15 protein-coding genes and 1 riboswitch are annotated in these 18,413 nt (G+C 39.9%); of the genes, 14 read left to right on the forward strand and 1 reads right to left on the reverse strand.

What is annotated here, in order from left to right:
* Positions 1-84: 84 nt before the first annotated feature.
* The 14 genes from speE to OXPF_RS16640 all read left to right on the forward strand — a co-directional run bounded on the left by speE (position 85) and on the right by OXPF_RS16640 (position 17,058).
* On the forward strand, positions 85-918 hold the full coding sequence (gene speE / locus OXPF_RS16575; RefSeq protein WP_054876346.1) for a polyamine aminopropyltransferase: 834 nt from the start codon (positions 85-87) through the stop codon (positions 916-918).
* A 234-nt stretch (positions 919-1,152) separates the two neighbouring features.
* On the forward strand, positions 1,153-2,745 hold the full coding sequence (locus OXPF_RS16580; RefSeq protein ID WP_054876347.1) for an ABC transporter substrate-binding protein: 1,593 nt from the start codon (positions 1,153-1,155) through the stop codon (positions 2,743-2,745).
* Between the two features lie 79 nt (positions 2,746-2,824).
* Positions 2,825-3,829, forward strand: a complete 1,005-nt coding sequence (locus OXPF_RS16585) for an ABC transporter permease (RefSeq protein WP_054876348.1) — start codon at positions 2,825-2,827, stop codon at positions 3,827-3,829.
* A gap of 52 nt (positions 3,830-3,881) precedes the next feature.
* A complete protein-coding gene (nikC, locus tag OXPF_RS16590) occupies positions 3,882-4,733 on the forward strand; it encodes a nickel transporter permease (protein ID WP_152967792.1) in 852 nt (283 codons plus the stop codon).
* An 11-nt stretch (positions 4,734-4,744) separates the two neighbouring features.
* Positions 4,745-5,722: an ABC transporter ATP-binding protein gene (locus tag OXPF_RS16595; RefSeq protein ID WP_054876350.1), complete on the forward strand. Its 978-nt coding sequence runs from the start codon at positions 4,745-4,747 to the stop codon at positions 5,720-5,722.
* Positions 5,723-5,724: 2 nt separating this feature from the next.
* The gene (locus tag OXPF_RS16600; protein WP_054876351.1) at positions 5,725-6,687 is read left to right on the forward strand and encodes an ABC transporter ATP-binding protein; all 963 of its coding nucleotides are present in this window, start codon (positions 5,725-5,727) and stop codon (positions 6,685-6,687) included.
* Positions 6,688-6,883: 196 nt separating this feature from the next.
* Entirely contained in the window at positions 6,884-7,447 is a 564-nt protein-coding gene (locus tag OXPF_RS16605) for a helix-turn-helix domain-containing protein (protein WP_054876352.1), read from the forward strand.
* 45 nt (positions 7,448-7,492) lie between these two features.
* On the forward strand, positions 7,493-8,593 hold the full coding sequence (locus tag OXPF_RS16610; protein ID WP_054876353.1) for a M24 family metallopeptidase: 1,101 nt from the start codon (positions 7,493-7,495) through the stop codon (positions 8,591-8,593).
* 141 nt (positions 8,594-8,734) lie between these two features.
* A riboswitch (cobalamin riboswitch) is annotated at positions 8,735-8,928 on the forward strand.
* Positions 8,929-9,030: 102 nt separating this feature from the next.
* Positions 9,031-11,094, forward strand: a complete 2,064-nt coding sequence (locus OXPF_RS16615) for a hydantoinase/oxoprolinase family protein (protein ID WP_054876354.1) — start codon at positions 9,031-9,033, stop codon at positions 11,092-11,094.
* On the forward strand, positions 11,095-12,828 hold the full coding sequence (locus OXPF_RS16620; protein WP_054876355.1) for a hydantoinase B/oxoprolinase family protein: 1,734 nt from the start codon (positions 11,095-11,097) through the stop codon (positions 12,826-12,828). It abuts the gene before it with no gap.
* Positions 12,825-13,388 carry a hypothetical protein gene (locus OXPF_RS16625; protein WP_054876356.1) on the forward strand — a complete coding sequence of 188 codons (564 nt, stop codon included), beginning with the start codon at positions 12,825-12,827 and terminating at the stop codon, positions 13,386-13,388. Before OXPF_RS16620 ends, OXPF_RS16625 begins: the two co-directional genes overlap by 4 nt.
* A 10-nt stretch (positions 13,389-13,398) precedes the next feature.
* The gene (locus tag OXPF_RS16630) at positions 13,399-14,766 is read left to right on the forward strand and encodes a UbiD family decarboxylase (RefSeq protein ID WP_054876357.1); all 1,368 of its coding nucleotides are present in this window, start codon (positions 13,399-13,401) and stop codon (positions 14,764-14,766) included.
* 20 nt (positions 14,767-14,786) lie between these two features.
* Positions 14,787-16,322, forward strand: a complete 1,536-nt coding sequence (locus tag OXPF_RS16635) for an ABC transporter ATP-binding protein (protein WP_054876358.1) — start codon at positions 14,787-14,789, stop codon at positions 16,320-16,322.
* Complete coding sequence (locus OXPF_RS16640) at positions 16,297-17,058, forward strand: energy-coupling factor transporter transmembrane component T family protein (protein WP_054876359.1); 762 nt, start codon at positions 16,297-16,299, stop codon at positions 17,056-17,058. The genes OXPF_RS16635 and OXPF_RS16640 overlap by 26 nt, the downstream gene beginning before the upstream one ends.
* A 143-nt stretch (positions 17,059-17,201) precedes the next feature.
* Here the strand turns inward: OXPF_RS16640 and OXPF_RS16645 are convergent, their stop codons facing one another.
* Entirely contained in the window at positions 17,202-18,185 is a 984-nt protein-coding gene (locus OXPF_RS16645) for a helix-turn-helix transcriptional regulator (RefSeq protein WP_054876360.1), read from the reverse strand.
* Between the last annotated feature and the right edge of the window lie 228 nt (positions 18,186-18,413).

Here is an 18,413-nt window from a genome sequence, read left to right on the forward strand (position 1 = left end):
AATTTCTTTATTAAAAATAAAGACTAAAGATAAGATAATGATGTATAATAATATGGTTAATAAGGTTACAAGGAGGTAGTACATATGGAAATGTGGATTAAGGAAATGCAGATAGAAGGAGCAGCAATGACTTATAAAGTAAATGAAACTCTGCTTCGTAAGAAGACAGAATTTCAGGACCTCGCAATAGTTGATACTCCTTCCTTCGGAAGGATGCTTGTTTTAGACGGTATAGTCCAGACCACAATCAAAGATGAATTTATTTATCATGAAATGATAACCCATATTCCTTTGTTTACTCACCCCAATCCTAAAAAGGTGCTGGTAGTCGGAGGAGGAGACGGCGGAGCCATAAGGGAAATCTTAAAGCATCCATCAGTTGAAAAGGCAGTTTTATGTGAAATTGACGGAGATGTAATTGAAGCTTGCAAAAAATATCTTCCCGAGATAAGCTGCGCCCTTGATGATAAAAGGTGCGAGGTTTTTGTTGGAGACGGAATTAAATATGTAAAAGACCATAAAAATGAATTTGATGTAATAATAGTGGACTCCACCGACCCTTTCAACATGGCAGAAGGGCTATTCGGAGGAAACTTTTACAGGGATATATTTGATGCACTGACAGAGGAGGGTATATTCATCGCCCAGACTGAAACACCATACTTTCTTCCTGATACCGTAAACAAGGTTTTCAATGATGCAAAGAAAATATTTCCGGTGACAAAGATGTTTATGGCAGGGATACCAACGTATCCGGGGGGCTATTGGAGCTTTACCGTAGGATCTAAAAAGCATGATCCATCAAAGGTTGATACATCAAAAATAAAAATACAAGATATGAAGTATTATACTCCGGAGCTTCACAATGCATGCTTTGTACTTCCCCAATATGTTAAAGATGTAATAGGTGAAAAATAATATAAACATTTCAATAAGACTGTATAAATGCCAGAAAATGGCTTTATACAGTCTTTTCCATTTAGAAATAGTGAAATAAAAATTATTAAATTATATATATATTATAAAAATTAAAATGGAATTACGGTATATATGAAATTTTGGGTGATATAATATTGCATTTTGCACTTTAACGTATTATTATAGTAATAATGTTAAACCATGATTTTAATGGAAATGAAGGAGGGGTTTTCAATGAAAAAGAGATTAGCCGCTTCAGTTCTGACAGCTGTTTTATCAGCGACATTATTGCTTTCAGGCTGCGGCAACTCGCAATCCAATTCAGGAAATAATTCAGCCACACCAAGTGCCGCACCTGCTGCACCAAAGGTATTCATTTTTGCTCAGGGTGCTGACCCAAGAGGTCTTGACCCGGCATATGTGGATGACGGCGAATCAGCAAAAGTTATGTGCAACATATATGAAGGATTGGTACAGTATAAAGGCCAGACTACAGAAATTGCACCGGCGTTAGCAACAGATTGGACAATCAGTACCGACGGTAAAGAGTATACATTCAAGCTTCGTGAAGGTGTAAAATTCCATGATGGAACACCATTTAACGCAGATGCAGTAGTGTTCAGCGTAGAACGCCAGCTGCCTCCCAATCAAACTGACGATATGCCTTATGCGTCATTTACATTCGAACAGGTTGACAAGGTTGAAAAAGTGGACGAGTATACCGTTAAATTCACTTTGAAGCAGCCTTCGACTCCATTCCTTGCAAACCTTGCAATGACTCTTGCTGCACCTATAGTAAGTCCTGCAGCTGTTGAAAAATTTGGTGACAAATACATAGAAAATCCGGTTGGTACAGGTCCTTTCAAATTTGTTTCCTGGGAAAAGGGACAATCTGTTACAATCGAAAAGAACAACGAGTACTGGGGAGAAAAAGCAAAGCTTGATAAGGTAGTATTCAAAATCACGAAGGAAAACTCAGTACGTGCCAGCGAGCTTATGACCGGTGCAATTGACGCCATGGACGGACTTGACCCAAATGACGTTGCTAAATTGGAACAGAGCCAGATGGTTATATACAAAGAACCGGGTATGAACATAAACTACATGGCATTTAACTGCTCAAGGGCTCCCTTTGATGATCCGAAGTTAAGGGAAGCATTATCACATGCAGTTAACCGTGAAGAACTCGTTCAGTATTTATATCAGGGATATTCATCCGTAGCTAAAGCTCCCATGCCTGACTTTATCCCAGGATATAATGACAGCCTCTCAATATACGAATATGATACTGCAAAAGCTACTGCTATGTTAAAGGAACTTGGCAAGGAAAATCTCCAGATAAAGATGATCACTTATTCAAACCCAAGGCCATATAACCCCGTTAACGGACAGAAGCTGGCAGAAGCAATCCAGAACTATTTCAGCAAAATAGGCGTAACAGCTACAATTGATGTATATCCATGGACTGAATACAAAGAAAAAGCAGGACAGGGTGAAGGAGACATCATGTTCTACGGATGGACAGGAGATAACGGCGATGCCGATAACTTCCTTTCATTGTTTGATTCAAATCAGATAGAATCAACTTTAAATGCTGCTAAATATACAAACAAAGAAGTTGATGATCTTCTTGCAAAAGCAAGGACAATTCCTAACGGTGAAGAGAGAAATAACGTCTACAAGGAAATCCAGGAGATTGTAATTAAAGATGCGGCTTGGCTTCCCATTTCCCATTCAATGGCCATGGCTGCCCATTCACCAAAGGTTAAAAACTTTGAAGTTCATCCGACAGGAAGCGTATTCTTCGTAAACGTAGATAAAGAATAACTGAATATAAACGGAAAGCCGTCATTTACGACGGCGTTTCCGTTTTATGATTTTTATTTCTATTTAAGGTGGGAAAAGCATGCTAAAATACATATTAAAAAGATTGCTGTTATTGATTCCCGTTTTAGTAGGCGTTTCATTAATGGCATTTGTAGTTATGCACTTGTTTACAGCCGATCCGGCTGCTGTCATATTAGGCGAGCATGCTACAGCGGAACAGATAGAAAAATTGAGACAGAGCCTGGGATTGAATGATCCGATATATGTGCAGTACTGGAACTTTTTAAAAGGTGCAATCCGGGGAGATCTCGGCAATTCACTCATCTCCAAGACACCGGTGACAACAGAAATACTGCGGCGTTTTCCGGCAACAATAGAGCTTGCCTTTGCCGCAATTTTATTTGCATCCTTTTTCGGAATTATAATTGGCGTAATATCTGCGATAAAGCAGAATTCCATAATTGACTATATCAGCATGGTTGTTGCTCTTTTAGGGGTATCCATGCCTATCTTCTGGCTGGGACTGATACTTATAGTTATATTTGCCGTGACCTTTCACTTGCTTCCCGTAGCCGGAAGGATACAGATAGGCTATGAACCAATGAGGGTAACGGGATTTTATCTATTAGACAGCCTTATGACGGGAAATATGGTGGCTTTTAAAAGTACCTTAAGGCATCTCGTGCTTCCTGCCATTGCACTTGGCTCTTATTCAACGGCAATTATCGCACGTATGACCAGGTCTACCATGCTGGAAATCGTAAGGCAGGATTTTATCCGTACAGCCAGGGCAAAGGGTTTATTGGAGAAAATAGTAATTTTCAGGCATGCTTTAAGAAATGCTCTCATTCCCATTGTAACGGTAATAGGGCTTCAGTTAGGCTCCCTTCTCGGAGGAGCAGTGCTGACCGAAACGGTATTTTCATGGCCGGGGGTAGGAAGCTATGCCATTGATTCAATTTTGAAGTCTGATTATCCCGTAGTCCAGGGTTCGGTAATACTTTTGGCGGCTGTGTTTGTCATCATAAACCTTATAGTTGATATCCTCTATGCCTTCTTAGACCCAAGAATAAAATATTCATAGGAGGAAAGTTATGGAAGCAAATGTTGATACAAAGATTGAGACCCAAGATGATATGGATGAAATAACCTCCCCCTTTAAGAATATGTGGGAAATATTGAGAAGAAACAAAGCAGCCATGATAGGCCTGACTATAATCATCCTTTTAATTTTAGTAGCTCTCTTCGGTAAATATATAATGCCCTACAATCCCTATCAGGGTGAATTATCCCAGAGCTTAAAACCGCCGTCCAGTGAGCACATATTAGGCACCGATGAACAGGGAAGAGATATTTTAAGCAGGATAATCGACGGTACGAAGATATCCTTAAGAGTAGGCGTGACGGCAGTGGCTATTGCCTTATCCATCGGTATTGTATTAGGCTCCCTTGCGGGATACTATGGTGGTTGGGTAGATATGCTTATTATGAGGTTTATGGATATAATGCTGGCTTTCCCGTCCATGCTATTGGCCATAGCCTTTATGAGCGCCCTTGGAAGGGGAATTGACAATGCTATTATTGCAATAAGTATTGTAACCATACCTGAATATGCAAGAATAGTCAGGGGTTCAATTTTATCCATAAAGGAAAACGAATATGTACAGGCTGCCAAGGCCATAGGAAACAGAGATATGGCAATCATATTCAAGCATATAATTCCAAATGTAATATCCCCTATTATCGTACGTGCCACCCTGGGAGTTTCAACGGCAATACTTGATACATCGGCATTAGGATTTTTAGGACTTGGAATACAGCCTCCCTATGCAGAATGGGGAAGTATGTTAGGAGCAGGAAGAGGTTATTTTTACAATGCCCCCTATATCGTTTTGTTCCCGGGTATTGCAATTACCATTACTGTTTTAGCCTTTAATTTATTTGGTGATGGTTTGAGGGATGCCCTTGATCCAAAGCTTCGCAAGTAGGGGGATTTTATATGTTACTTGAAGTTAAAAATTTAAAAACACAGTTTAAAGTAAAAGGCGGAACAGTTAATGCCGTAGATGGGGTTAATTTTGAAATAGACAAAGGAGAAGTAGTTGCAGTTGTCGGTGAGTCGGGAAGCGGAAAAAGCGTAACTTCCCTTTCCATAATGGGGCTTATAGCCACCCCGCCCGGGAAAATAGCCGATGGTGAAATACTTTTTAAAGGAGAGGATTTGCTTAGAAAATCCTCAAAAGAAATGAGGGACATAAGGGGCAAGGATATTTCCATGATATTTCAGGAGCCCATGACCTCATTGAATCCTGTATTTACAATCGGGAGACAAATTACAGAGACATTGATAAGGCATGAAAAAGTCAGCAAAAAAGATGCAGAAAAAAAGGCTGCGGAAATGCTGGAACTGGTTGGAATACCATCGCCTAAGGAAAGGCTCAAAGACTATCCCCACCAATTATCCGGCGGAATGAGGCAAAGGGTGATGATCGCTATCGCACTGTCCTGTAATCCTCAGCTTTTAATAGCCGATGAGCCTACCACAGCTTTGGATGTTACCATTCAGGCACAAATTCTTGACCTTATGTTAAAGCTTAAGGAAAGATTAGGTACGGCAATACTTTTGATTACCCATGATTTGGGAGTGGTGGCCGAAGTAGCCGATAATGTTGTTGTAATGTACTGCGGCAAAGTTGTGGAAAAAGGAAGGGTAAAGGAATTATTTCAGAATCCCATGCATCCGTATACTAAGGGATTGATAAATTCCATACCAAAAATGGATGAAAAAAGAGAAAAGCTTTATATGATACCCGGTATGGTTCCCAATCCTTTGAAAATGCCTCAAGGCTGTTCTTTTAATTCAAGATGCAGTGAATGTATGGATATATGCAAATTGGAAGAACCACCTCTTATAAACTATGATGGCAGAGAAGTAAGATGCTTTTTATGCTCAAAGGATAACGGAGGTGAGATATAATAATGAAAACCTTATTGGAGGTTAAAAATCTTAAAAAATATTTTCCCATTGAGAAGGGTTTTTTCGGTAAGGCAGCAAACTACGTCAAAGCCGTTGATGATATAAGCTTTGAAATTTTCGCCGGCGAAACTTTAGGCCTGGTTGGTGAATCCGGATGCGGAAAATCCACCACAGGCAGGATGATCGTCAATTTGCTGGAGCCCACATCGGGAGAGGTTTTATTTGAGGGTAAGAATATAACTCAGCTTAGCAATAACGAAAAAAAAGAGCTGTGCAAAAGTATTCAGATTATATTTCAGGATCCTTACGCATCCTTGAATCCCAGGATGACCATAGGCGATACAATTGCAGAGCCCATGAAGATAAATAAGGTTGTAGGCAATAAAGATTTGGATAAGGAAGTAAACAAGCTTCTTGATTATGTAGGGCTTGCAAGCTATCATAAAAACCGATTCCCACATGAATTTTCAGGCGGGCAAAGACAAAGGGTGGGAATTGCAAGGGCTTTGGCTGTAAGGCCTAAACTTATTGTGTGCGATGAGCCGGTTTCGGCCCTGGATGTATCAATACAGGCACAGGTACTGAACTTATTAGACGATTTGCAAAAAGAATTTAACTTGACTTATTTATTCATAGCCCACGGCCTTAATGTAGTCAAGCATGTAAGCGACAGAGTGGGGGTAATGTACCTTGGAAAGCTGGTTGAAATAGGAGAAGGAGATACTTTATATACTTCACCGAAGCATCCTTATACTAAGGCGCTCTTATCTGCCATACCAATACCTGACCCTACGGTAAAAAAAGAAAGAATTATATTGACGGGGGATGTGCCCAGTCCTGTAAATCCGCCGGTGGGATGCCGCTTCCACACCAGATGCAGTGAATGCATGGATGTATGCAAAATCGACGAGCCTGACATGAAGGACATCGGTGATAAGCATAACGTAGCCTGTCATTTGTACTAAAATGGATAAAATCCTTGGCATTGCTGCCGGGGATTATCTTTTATATATAAAAATTTTATAGTAGTATAAATACTGCAAGGATTCGTTTTATCATGAATTTTACTGTGCAAAATTCGTGTCAAATGATTTCAAATGGCTTGTTACTTGAAATCATTGTATCATATAGCAAAAGTATATTAATATGGAGGATTGGTATATGCAAAAAGAAATAGGGCAAAAGATAAATGAATTAAGAACTGCCAAAGGATTGACGCTGAAGGATTTAAGCGAAAAAACCAATCTTTCCGTCAGCTTCATATCCCAGGCAGAGAGAGGACAAACTTCTGTTGCCATAATGTCATTGAAGAAAATTGCCGAGGCACTGAATGCGGACTTGGCGCTGTTCTTCGATCCCCCAAAAAGTAAAAGACCTTTAATCACAAGAAGCTATGAACAGGAAGTATTCAGGATTGAAGAATCCAAATTCATTCACAGCAGCTTATCAAGTGATATTCATGATAAGAAATTCGAGCCCATGGTGGTAACCATACTGCCAAATTTGCATGAAGAGGAAGTGATTCCTTACAGCCATGACAGTGAGGAATTTATATATGTGCTGGAAGGGGTTTTAACTTTATTTTTAGAAGACAATACCTATGAATTGTATCCGGGAGACAGCGCCCATTATTCTTCTTCAACTCCTCATAATTGGGCTAATTTTACCAACAGGCTTGTTAAAATCATCTCTGTAACTTCTCCCAGTTTTTTTAACGGGAAATAAAGAGAACTGTTAACTATATATAATCCTTGAAAGGAGGGTATACAAGTGAAATTTAGCGAAAAGATAGACAGGCTGGCTCAGCTGATGGTAAAGAATAATGCCGATGTATTGATTATAGGGACCTCTTCGGACATGGAATACATTACAGGCAAAAGCTCTTTTATATGCGAGAGATTCAAGGCCTTGTTCATATTATCCGACGGGAGATTTTTCTACATTTCCCCTGAGCTTTATTATGAAGAGACCAGGGAGGTTTTCGGAGGTCAAACCGACATATTTGTATGGAGTGATTCGGAAGGCTTTTTGCCTTGCTTAGAAAAGGCAAATATAAAATACGGGCTTAAGGGAAAAACCATAGGGGTAAATGATGCCATAAGGGCTGTTGATATGCTGGATATGAAGACCGTATTGGATATGAATTTCATAAATGGTGTCAGTATATTGGAAGAGTTAAGAGTTGTAAAGACACAACAGGAGAGGGATTATCTAAGGAAGGCTTCTTTAATTGCCGATGAAGTAGCAGCGGAAATAGTAAAATATATTAGGCCGGGTATTACGGAAAAAGATATAGGTGATAAAATAATAGAGCTATTTTTTGAAAAGGGAGCTGAAGGCTTATCCTTTGAGCCTATAGTGGCGTCAGGACCTAACAGCTCAAAGCCCCATTATGTTGGTAACAGCAGGGTTATCGAGGACACTGATATAATAGTTTTGGACTTTGGATGCAAGTACAAGGGATATTGCTCGGATATGTCCAGAACTGTATTTGTCGGTGAACCAACAAAGGAGCAAAAGAAAATATACAGCATAGTACTTGAAGCCAATAAAAGTGCTGAAAGCTATGTAAAAGCAGGAGTAACAGCTCGCGATACAGATTTGGCGGCAAGGAAGGTTATAAGAGATGCAGGTTATGGTGAATGCTTTTTAAACAGGACAGGCCATGGAATAGGTACTGCCGTTCATGAAGCTCCGTATATAAGAGAAGATAATAGGCAGATTTTAAAAGACGGAATGTCCTTTAGCATCGAACCAGGTATATACATCCCGGGAAGGTTTGGAATGAGAATTGAGGATATAGTCTTAATCCATAACGGCAGCGGGGAAATACTTAACAAGTTCACAAAGGAAATGATAATTATAAAATAACAATGAGTTTACATAAATAAGCATCAATCTACCTAATTACTTGCAATTTGCTAAAATATTTATGTTAAGAGAAATAGATAGGCCGTGTGTTATTCATAATTTATCCTTGATTTTTTAAAAAAGTTTTAATATAATCTAGATAAATGAATATTTCCAATAAGTGCTTCATTAAAATGAGGATAATAGGGAATCAGGTGAAATTCCTGTACGGTCCCGCCACTGTAAGCGAGGAGCGGCTTATCAATAAACCACTGTTTTTTATAATAGGAAAATGGGAAGGAGATAAGCTGCAATGATACGCAAGTCAGGAAACCTGCTTGTTGGTGAATTTGTACACTCTCCAGGAAAGGGTGGTACTTAGAGAATGATGGCAAAGTTCTCAGTCTAAAAGGCTGAGGACTTTTTTATTTTATTTAAAAACTTTAAGGAGTGGTTGTATGTTTCAGGTCGGTGTGGATATGGGGGGAACATTTACAGATTTTATTGCACAAAGTCCGGAGGGCATAAAAACGGTAAAAATCCCCTCAGACAAGGGAAATCCCATTATAACGGTTATGGAAGGGCTTAAGATATTAGCTCATGATTTTAACTTATCATCAAGGGAGTTTCTTTCCTGTATCAAATCCCTTGTTCATGGAAACACCGTTGCAGTTAATGCCCTTATTCAAAGGAAAGGGGTAAAGACCGCCCTTATCACAACGGATGGATTTAACGATGCCTTAGAGATGAGGCGTTCAAAATTGGACAATCAATGGAATTTCTTTGCATCACCTCCGGAGGTTTTGGTACCCCGGCATCTCCGCTTTAACCTTAAAGGGAGAGTTGATTACAGCGGAAGGGAAATAACTGCTCTGGATTTGGACAATTTAAAGCAAATCAAGGATGAGCTTAAGTTATTAAAAGTAGAATCGGTTGCCGTATGCCTTTTATTCTCTTTTTTAAACCCGGCTCATGAAAAATGTGTGAAGGCATATTTAGAAGACATGCTCCCCGGTGTGTATATATCCTTATCCAGTGAAGTTGCGCCCAAATTAGGTGAGTATGAGAGAACTTCCACTGCTGTTTTGGATGCTTATCTTACACCAAAGATATCCCATTATCTTAAGGAATTATCATCTTCCCTTAAAGAATGGGGACTAAATTGCGGCGTGAAGCTGGTTCAGAATAGCGGAGGAGTCACAAGCATATCTCTTGATAACCATTTTGGAGTCAAAGGCCTTTTTTCGGGCCCTGCGGCAGGATCAAGCGGAGCAAGAGCCCTTTCAATGGAACTTAATCAACCGGATATGGTGCTTATTGATATGGGGGGTACAAGCTTTGACGTCAGCCTTATAAAGGGCCATTCAATAAAAATTTTGTCTGAAACTTCAGTCGAGGGTTATCCTTTAAGCCTGCCTGCAGTGGATATAAATTCCCAGGGTATAGGAGGCGGAAGCATTGCTAAGGTGGATGAAAGCTTAAGACTCAATGTTGGGCCGGAATCAGCAGAAAGTTTTCCAGGGCCTGCCTGCTTTGATAAAGGAGGAGAAGCCCCCACCATCACAGATGCCGCATTGCTCCTTGGATTTATAGAAGAAAAAAGCTTTGGAAAAGGAGCAATAAAAATAAGAAAAGATTTATCATTAAAAACCATAAAAGAAAAAATAGCCGATCCTCTCAACATAAGCCCCCATGATGCTGCCCTTGCAATTTATGAGGTTGCTTCGGCAAAAATGGCGGATGCAGTAAGTTTAATGACTCTGCAAAAAGGATTTAACCCCATGGATTTTGCACTTTTGGCGGCAGGCGGGGCATCGCCTATATTTGCAGCTAAGATAGCACGGGAGCTTGGCGTGAGAAAAATCATCATACCTGCCTTTGGAGAAGTGTTTTGTGCCCAGGGAATGTTAAAGTCAAAAATAAAAACTGATATAGCCCAGAGCTTTATTAAGAGCATGAGTGAAATCAGCATGGGTGAAATAAACCAGGTGATGAGTAAACTTAAAAAAAGTGCCGACATCAATCTCAGTCAGCAAGGGGTGGCTTTTGAAAAAAGAGAATTTAGATTTTATTTTGGGGTGCGGTATTCAAATCAGCATCATCAGCTATCCCTCCCCTTTGAAGGTGAAAGCCTCGATAAAAACAGCATAAGGGAATTAAGAATAAAGTTTAATAATCTTCATGAAAAATATTACGGATATAAAGAGCCGGAAGATGAATGCGTCATTCTGGATGTGCGTATTGAAGCAGGCGAAAAGGAAGATGATATACCTTTCCATACAAATAATTTTAGTATGGAAAGCGGTGCCAAATATGATGAATACCGCAAAGTGTGCTGGGATAAGGATTTAAAAATTAAAGATTTGCCTGTTTATAAATTCATGAATATAAAAGCCCAAGTTATTGTTTCAGGCCCTGCTCTCATTGAAAAGGATTATACCACAATATTTGTAAGCCCTGATTATAAAGCTTATAAGGATGAAGGCGGCAATATAATCATGGATGTGAAGGAGGTGAAATAATTGGATGTTGGTAAAATCATTCTTCAGTCTGTTATAGCAAACAGATTGTACACCATATCAGAAGAGATGGGAGCAGCATTGGAAAAGTCCTCCCGCTCTCCCATATTTGCAGAAGCCTGCGATTTTGCCTGCGGTGTCACAAATAACAGAGGAGAACTCATCTCACAGCTAAACGGAATACCTATTTTAGCCGCTGCCGGTTCCTTTAGTGTACAGGCTGTTCTTGAAAAATATAAGGAAGGCATAGAGGAAGGGGATGTATTTATCATAAACGACCCTTATATGGGAGGCAATCACCTGCCGGATATAGGTATAGTCACCCCTGTGTTTTATGAAAAAGAGCTTATATTTTTCACAGTCAGCCGTGCACATCACGGTGATATAGGAGGAGCAGTTGCAGGCAGCTATAACACAGGCGCCACGGAAATTTTTCAGGAGGGAATAAGAATTCCTCCCACAAGGCTTGTAAAGGAAAATAACCTTTGTGACGATGTCTTAGAGCTTATAACCTATAATACAAGGAATTCCAAAATGATGAAGAGCGACCTTTTTGCTCAAGCTGGAGCCAATAAAATCGGCAGTGAACGATTAATTGACATGCTTAATAAATACGGCTTAAAGGAAGTTAGGGAAGCAGCGGAGGAATTGCTCTTAAAGGCTGAGGAGCTGACAATTAAAGGAATTTCTAAATTTCCAGAAGGTACATATGAGGGAGAGGAATACTTGGATGATGACGGTTTTTCGGATAAACCAGTTAAAATAAAGGCTTCCGTCACCTTTAAAAAGCAGGAGGTGACAATTGATTTTTCCGAAAGTGATAAACAGGTTACAGGCTTTATAAACAGCGGGCTTGTTACTACAAAAAGCGCGGCATACATCGCCCTTCTTTGGGCATTGTCACCGGATATTCCAAGAAACAGCGGCGCCTTTAAGCCTATAAAAATAATTGCTCCAAAGGGCTCGGTAGTCAATCCAAATTCGACGGCTCCCGTAACATTATCCACCCTTCATTGTGCCAGTGAAATAATTTCTGCAATTTTAAAAGCCTGTGCCCTTGCAGTGCCTCAAAAAATACCTGCCGGCTTTGGACGGTATTGCGGGCCTTCCTTTTACGGTATTGACCCCAGAAATAATAATTTTTTTGTAGGCTTTGGATTCTGCTGCTTGGGCTCGGGAGGGGGAAAGGAAGGGCAGGATGGTTTTCCCTATATGGCTCCCATATCAAATTACGGAGGAGTAAGAGCTCCAAATAATGAAGCCAATGAAGTCCAATATCCCATTCTAACCTTGAACCACCATTTGGTTATGGATACTGCCGGCGCGGGAAAATACAGGGGAGCTCCCGGAGTGAAATATGAGATCCAATTTTACGGCCATGATACAAATATAGTAATGTTCGGCGATGGGATGAAAATACCGCCCTACGGCTTAAAGGGGGGGAAGGAGGGAAGCTTAAACAGCAATAAATTATGCACACAGGAGGAGGTGCTGCATTTAAAAAGCAAAACTTCTCCGCTGCCGCTTAAATGCGGAGATACGCTAACTCTTATATCTTCCGGGGGAGGCGGCTTTGGAAATCCTCTTAAAAGAGATATAAATCTTGTATATGAGGATTATATAAATGGCTATATAAGCCTTGATTCAGCATTAAAGGATTATGGCGTAGCAATAACTCCACAGGGTATCGACATAGAAGAAACTTTAAAATTAAGAAAGATGGAGGAAAAATCATGAGTGAAGCTATAACTAATAAGGATGTAAAAGTAAAAAAAGCCGTAAGATACGATACAAAGGCACTGGTGGGAGCGGTTATATTAGGAGTTGTATTTGTTTTTGTGCAGCAGATAGCCCACAGGATAGATGCAGTTATAAACCCCGCCAGCGTAATCGTAGGCGGAGTTACCTGGGCTATATTTACCGGACTTGTGGTCCTTTTATTCAAGCAGCCGGCAGGAATAATCACCTCGGAAATCCAGGCATTTGTGGCGTTGGCCTCGGGGCTTTCACCTTTGGCACCTTTTTTCATACCGGCAAACGGATTGGCATCATTAGCCTATTCCCTTGTTTCATGGAAGCTTTCCATGGATAAGTGGTCCCACCACATAATAGCCCAGGTATTATCAAATGTTGTGGGGAATATATGCGTAGGACTTGGCCTTTATGTTATATTAAGGCTACCCATTCCGGTAATCATCATATCGTCGCTCATCACAACTTTAGCTGGCATTGTAGGAGGAACCATATTTACAAAAATAATTTACGATAATGTGAAAAAATCCGGGGTATTGAATTAGGAGGGATTATATGAGCCAGGACTGGAGAATATTTTTGCAGGATTTTGAGGAGAGGTTTCCAAGAGAGGTTTTGCATATAAAAGAAGAATTGAAAAGAGAATATGAACCTACTGCCATAATTATGGAATTAGAGCGGCGAAAGAAATATTCCTTGGTGCATTTCGAGAAAATAAGCAGTTCTGAATTTGGCGTAATAGCCAATACCATTGCCACAAGGCAGCGCATGGCAATGGCCATAGGAGTTGACGAGAGGGATTTGCCCGTAATTTATGCAGAGCGAATTAAAAAGGAAATAGAGCCTGTAGTTTTAAATGAAGCTCCTTTTAAAGAAAATTGCATGACAGGAAAACATCTGGATTTAACAAAACTTCCTATTTTTACCCACTTCCCTATAGATGCCGGTCCATATATAACGGCAGGGCTGGTGACTGCAAAGGATCCGGAATCGGGAGCCGATACCTGCGGCTATCACAGGATGCAGCTTAAGGGTCCCGATAAGCTGGGTATCAGCCTTCATTCAAGGCAAAGGCTGTGGGAATATCACAGGAGGGCTCAAAAACTGGGCAAAAATTTAGAAGCAGCCGTTGTGCTGGGCGTACATCCGGCAATTTCTTTAGGCTCTATGGCACTTGTGCCCTATGATAAGGGCAAGTTTGCCCGTATGGGAGGGCTTTTAGGGGAGCCCCTCCAAATCACAAAATGCACGGGCATAGATGTGGAAGTGCCATTGTGGGCTGAGATAGTAATTGAAGGGGAGATATTGACGGACAAAAATGAGCCGGAAGGCCCCTTTGCCGAATTTACCAATTATGCCTGCCACAGGAGCACTGAAAATGTATTCATACCAAAGGCAATATATCATAGAACCAATGCCCTTTATCAGAGCATAACGCCGGGAATGTGTGCAGAGCATAATACAGTTGTGGCTGTGCAAAGAGAAGGGGATGTATTAAAGGCGTTAAAGGATAATTTGCCTAATATAATAAATGTACATGCTCCCTTATCTGCCTGCGGTTTGTTTCACTGCTATATTTCAATGAAGAAAATAGCCGAAGGCCAGCCCATGCAGGCCATTATGACTGCACTCTCCGTAGACCACAACTTAAAGCATGTAGTGGTAGTTGATGAGGATGTGGACGTATTTGACGAAAGCAGGGTGCTATGGGCAATTGCCACCAGAGTTCAGGCAGACAAGGATGTGCATATAATTCCCCAGCATATGGGAATGGGTTGCACCTTGGACCCTTCAACCGATGAATTGAGCAGGAGCGCAAAAATGGGTATAGATGCAACCAAGCCCCTTAATAATTTTGCCGACAGCATCGAGCTTCATCCTGAGGCAATGGAAAAAGCTAAAATTATTTTAAACAATATATAAGTTTGAAAGGAGGGGATTTGATGAACAAGCTTTTTACTGCAAAAATCCAAAAGCTTATTTTTCCGGAAGAAGATGAAGCCGCCCTTGAGGATGTTTTTATAGAATTCAATCAAGGAGAACTTGTGTTTTTATCAGGCTCTCCTCCTTGCAAATCAGCCCTATGCCTCGCCTTATCCAATGTAATTCCTGCATTTGTACAAGGGACTCTAATGGGAGAGGTATATTATAAGGGAAAAAATATATTTAATAAAGCGTTGCCTCAATTGGCAGGCATTATAGGGCTTGTAATGGATGATCCTATGAATCAGCTGTTTTGTGCTACTCTGGAGGAAGACCTGGCTTTTGCTCCCTGCAATCTTCTTATAGAACCTTCAAAAATTAAAGAAAGAATAAAAAATGTCCTTGAACTTGTAGGGTTATCGGGATATGAAAAAAGAAAGCCGGAGAGTTTATCGGGAGGGGAGGCTCAAAGAGCAGCCTTGGCCTCCGTACTGGCGGCACAGCCGGATATAATAATACTTGACAATGCCTTAACCCAGCTGGATTCTCAAGGCAAAAAAGAAATATACGAAAAATTGAACATCCTTGCAGTCAAAGAGAACAAGATTATCATCATATCGGAGGAAAAGGCCCATAATTATCTTGATTTGTGCCACAGGCACATTTTCCTTGAAAAAGGTAAGATTATTTATGACGGTTTTCCCCGTAATGAAGTCCCAAACTTTTTAAAAACAAGGCCTTCCTTTATTAAAGGAAGGAGTAGGGTTAAAAGCAGGCTCTTTGATGAGCCAATAATATCGGTAAAGGATTTAAGCTTTGAATATGAAGGAGGGGACTTTGCATTAAAAGGCCTTACCTTTAATATTTACCCTGGAGAGTTTGTGGCATTAATGGGCAAAAACGGCGCGGGAAAAACTACTTTGACCAAGCATTTTATCGGCATTAATAAGCCTTCGGCCGGAAATATAAAAATTAAAAATATGGATACAAAAAACCATACCATATCTCAGTTGTCACAATGTGTAGGATACCTGTTTCAAAATCCTCAAATGCAAATATGCACCGACTCTGTGGAAAATGAAGCAGCTTTTGCTCTGAAAAACAGAAAATTTCCTGAAGGAACCATAAAAGAAAGGGTGACAAAGCTTTTGGATGCAACGGGCCTTTTAAAATATGCCTCATTGCATCCATATAAGCTCAGTAAAAGCAATATGCAAAAGCTGGCTCTTATATCCTGCCTGATAAATGAGCCTGACATTTTGATAATTGATGAGCCTGTATCTTTTATGAGCTTAGAGGAGTCCAGGGATATAATGGAATTGGTATGGGAATGCAACTGCAAGGGAACTACGGTCATCATGATTACCCATGATTTGAATTTAGCCATAAATTACTCTTCCAGGATAATGGTAATGGATGACGGCAAAGTGGGCTTAGATATTAACAGTACAAATTTCCTCCATTATAAAAAGGAGCTTAAAAGCTTGGGAATTGATATAAGCGAAGTAATTAAGGAAGGAGAAATTGAGTATGAAGCTGTTACTGGAGTACAATGAAAAAAAATCCTTTATACATATGCTGGACCCAAGAGTTAAGCTTTTTTGGCTGCTGGGAAATTTGCTGCTCATAATTTTTTTTCAGGATATAAGAATGCTGACACTAAGCTTTGGCATGATCATGATAACCACTGTTTTGGCAGGTATTAATCCAAGAGTATTTTTGCCAATGGTTAAGGTCATGATTGTAGTTGGGACACAATATATAATATTTCAAGGACTTTTGAGGCCTGAAGGGGAAATTTTATTTAATGTTTTAGGTCTGAACTTTTATGCCGGCGGCATGATTATTGGGATAAGGGGAATCTTCCTTTTATTGAATTTAGCATTTTTATTTTTGCAGTTTGTAATGTGGACATCACCTCAGGAGATAGCCCTGTTATCCGTAAAGTCAGGCCTTCCCGATAAATATGCGGTCTTAATGGGAATGGCCCTTCATTTTCTTCCTGTAATAGAAAGGGATTTGCATTCAATATATGAAAGCCAGCAAGCCAGGGGATTAAAGCTTGATACTTTATGGCAAAAGGCAAAAGGACTTCCCCCCATAATGCTTCCTTTGATATTAAGAGCGCTGAAAAGGACTCAGCAAGTGGCCTTGTCCATGGAATTGAAAGGATATGGCCTTCATAAAACACGAACTCTTATTAATAACATAGCTTTTTCTAAGAAGGATTATTTGATATTTACATTATTGATATTATATTTCAGTGTGTTTATAGGCTGCAAAATTTTATGACCCTGCAAAACCTTGCAGCAATTGCCGGATCAAATTATGAACCGGCAGGCAGCCCGGAAATTTTGTGGAAAGCAAGGACGTGGATTCACCTAAGTTCAAAATCAATATATTGATACCGGCTAAAAAAGACTGGTAAAAACAACTTAAGTCTCTTTGCCGCCATTAAAGAGGCTTAAATTTTTACGAAATTTTAAGGGGGGAATTCCCATTATCTCCTTAAATGCAGCAGCAAATTTGCTGGAGTTTTCATAGCCGGCTTTGGCTGCAATATGCATGACACTGTCATTGCTTTGGCGCAGCAGCAGGGCGGCAGCCTGCATACGGTAATATTTTATATAAGCTGAAATTGAAGTGCCGTATACTCTCTTAAAGCAAAGTTTCATAGTGGTAAGGCCAATACCAAATTTTGATGATAATTCAGTTAAAGTAATTCTTTTATCCATATTATTTGTTATATATTTTTTAATTTCCTTTACTGTTTCAACTTGATTTTTTGTAAAATACTTATCCGGCTCACTTTGCCTTGGTATGTCGGCAACGCTTAAAAATAATAGGAGTTCCAATATCTTAAGCTTAAAGTATCCTTTGCGTATCTCTTCGGGAACGGTATAAAGCTCCGAAAAAATATGCTGTATCTCTTCCTTTGCCCTCATTATAAAGCAGCGGTTGTCCGGACACAATCTGTCACGCAGCAAATAAAGGTTAATTGAAATATCGTCTAAAAAAGATAAAAGGCCCTGTGAAGCTTCTGTAAAATCTATGATTACAGCTACGCCATGGTAATGATCCAGCGGGAAACTTGAATTTATAACATGGTTGCTCAACATATTCACCGAAAGATCTCCTTCTCCCAAATAACCATAAGATCCGCCTCTGAATTCACATTCGAACCGCCCTGCCCTGCAGTGGTTGATTTCCATGATTTCTCCCTTAGGATAAATATTATGAAAGCAGCTGGAAGTATGGAAGTCATTATATACCAATTCGATTCCTGGAAATACCATATGGCTTGTCATGACCCCTTCACCTCCGGGAGTCATCATCCTGTATACAGTACAACCTTCTTTCTTTTTTATAATTTTAATGTTTGGGCCGTAAAAGTTCTTTTCTTTTTCAGATGCTTGCATATTCCCTCCGATTTATATATCCTGGAAATTCAAAATAAAATATACAACTTGCTGCAATAGCTAGTTAGATAAAGCTAACTCAATTTTATAATATCCATTTATTTAATAAAAGTAAAGTAGGTATTTATAAAAACCTGATGTCTGAATGGAGCATGTAACGGCTGAACGGAGCAGAGGACATGATTTTGTTCTGGTATAATATTTACAATTTAATATATTAAACTTTGG

It is taken from the genome of Oxobacter pfennigii, from assembly GCF_001317355.1.
In the GTDB taxonomy this organism is placed as follows: Bacteria; Bacillota; Clostridia; order Clostridiales; family Oxobacteraceae; genus Oxobacter; species Oxobacter pfennigii.

Bases quoted from the DNA above. Each gene is read 5' to 3' on its own strand.
- speE (WP_054876346.1), top strand. From the start codon at position 85: ATGGAAATGTGGATTAAGGAAATGCAGATAGAAGGAGCAGCAATGACT.
- OXPF_RS16580 (WP_054876347.1), top strand. From the start codon at position 1,153: ATGAAAAAGAGATTAGCCGCTTCAGTTCTGACAGCTGTTTTATCAGCG.
- OXPF_RS16585 (WP_054876348.1), top strand. From the start codon at position 2,825: ATGCTAAAATACATATTAAAAAGATTGCTGTTATTGATTCCCGTTTTA.
- nikC (WP_152967792.1), top strand. From the start codon at position 3,882: ATGGATGAAATAACCTCCCCCTTTAAGAATATGTGGGAAATATTGAGA.
- OXPF_RS16595 (WP_054876350.1), top strand. From the start codon at position 4,745: ATGTTACTTGAAGTTAAAAATTTAAAAACACAGTTTAAAGTAAAAGGC.
- OXPF_RS16600 (WP_054876351.1), top strand. From the start codon at position 5,725: ATGAAAACCTTATTGGAGGTTAAAAATCTTAAAAAATATTTTCCCATT.
- OXPF_RS16605 (WP_054876352.1), top strand. From the start codon at position 6,884: ATGCAAAAAGAAATAGGGCAAAAGATAAATGAATTAAGAACTGCCAAA.
- OXPF_RS16615 (WP_054876354.1), top strand. From the start codon at position 9,031: ATGTTTCAGGTCGGTGTGGATATGGGGGGAACATTTACAGATTTTATT.
- OXPF_RS16625 (WP_054876356.1), top strand. From the start codon at position 12,825: ATGAGTGAAGCTATAACTAATAAGGATGTAAAAGTAAAAAAAGCCGTA.
- OXPF_RS16630 (WP_054876357.1), top strand. From the start codon at position 13,399: ATGAGCCAGGACTGGAGAATATTTTTGCAGGATTTTGAGGAGAGGTTT.
- OXPF_RS16635 (WP_054876358.1), top strand. From the start codon at position 14,787: ATGAACAAGCTTTTTACTGCAAAAATCCAAAAGCTTATTTTTCCGGAA.
- OXPF_RS16640 (WP_054876359.1), top strand. From the start codon at position 16,297: ATGAAGCTGTTACTGGAGTACAATGAAAAAAAATCCTTTATACATATG.
- OXPF_RS16645 (WP_054876360.1), bottom strand. From the start codon at position 18,185: ATGCAAGCATCTGAAAAAGAAAAGAACTTTTACGGCCCAAACATTAAA.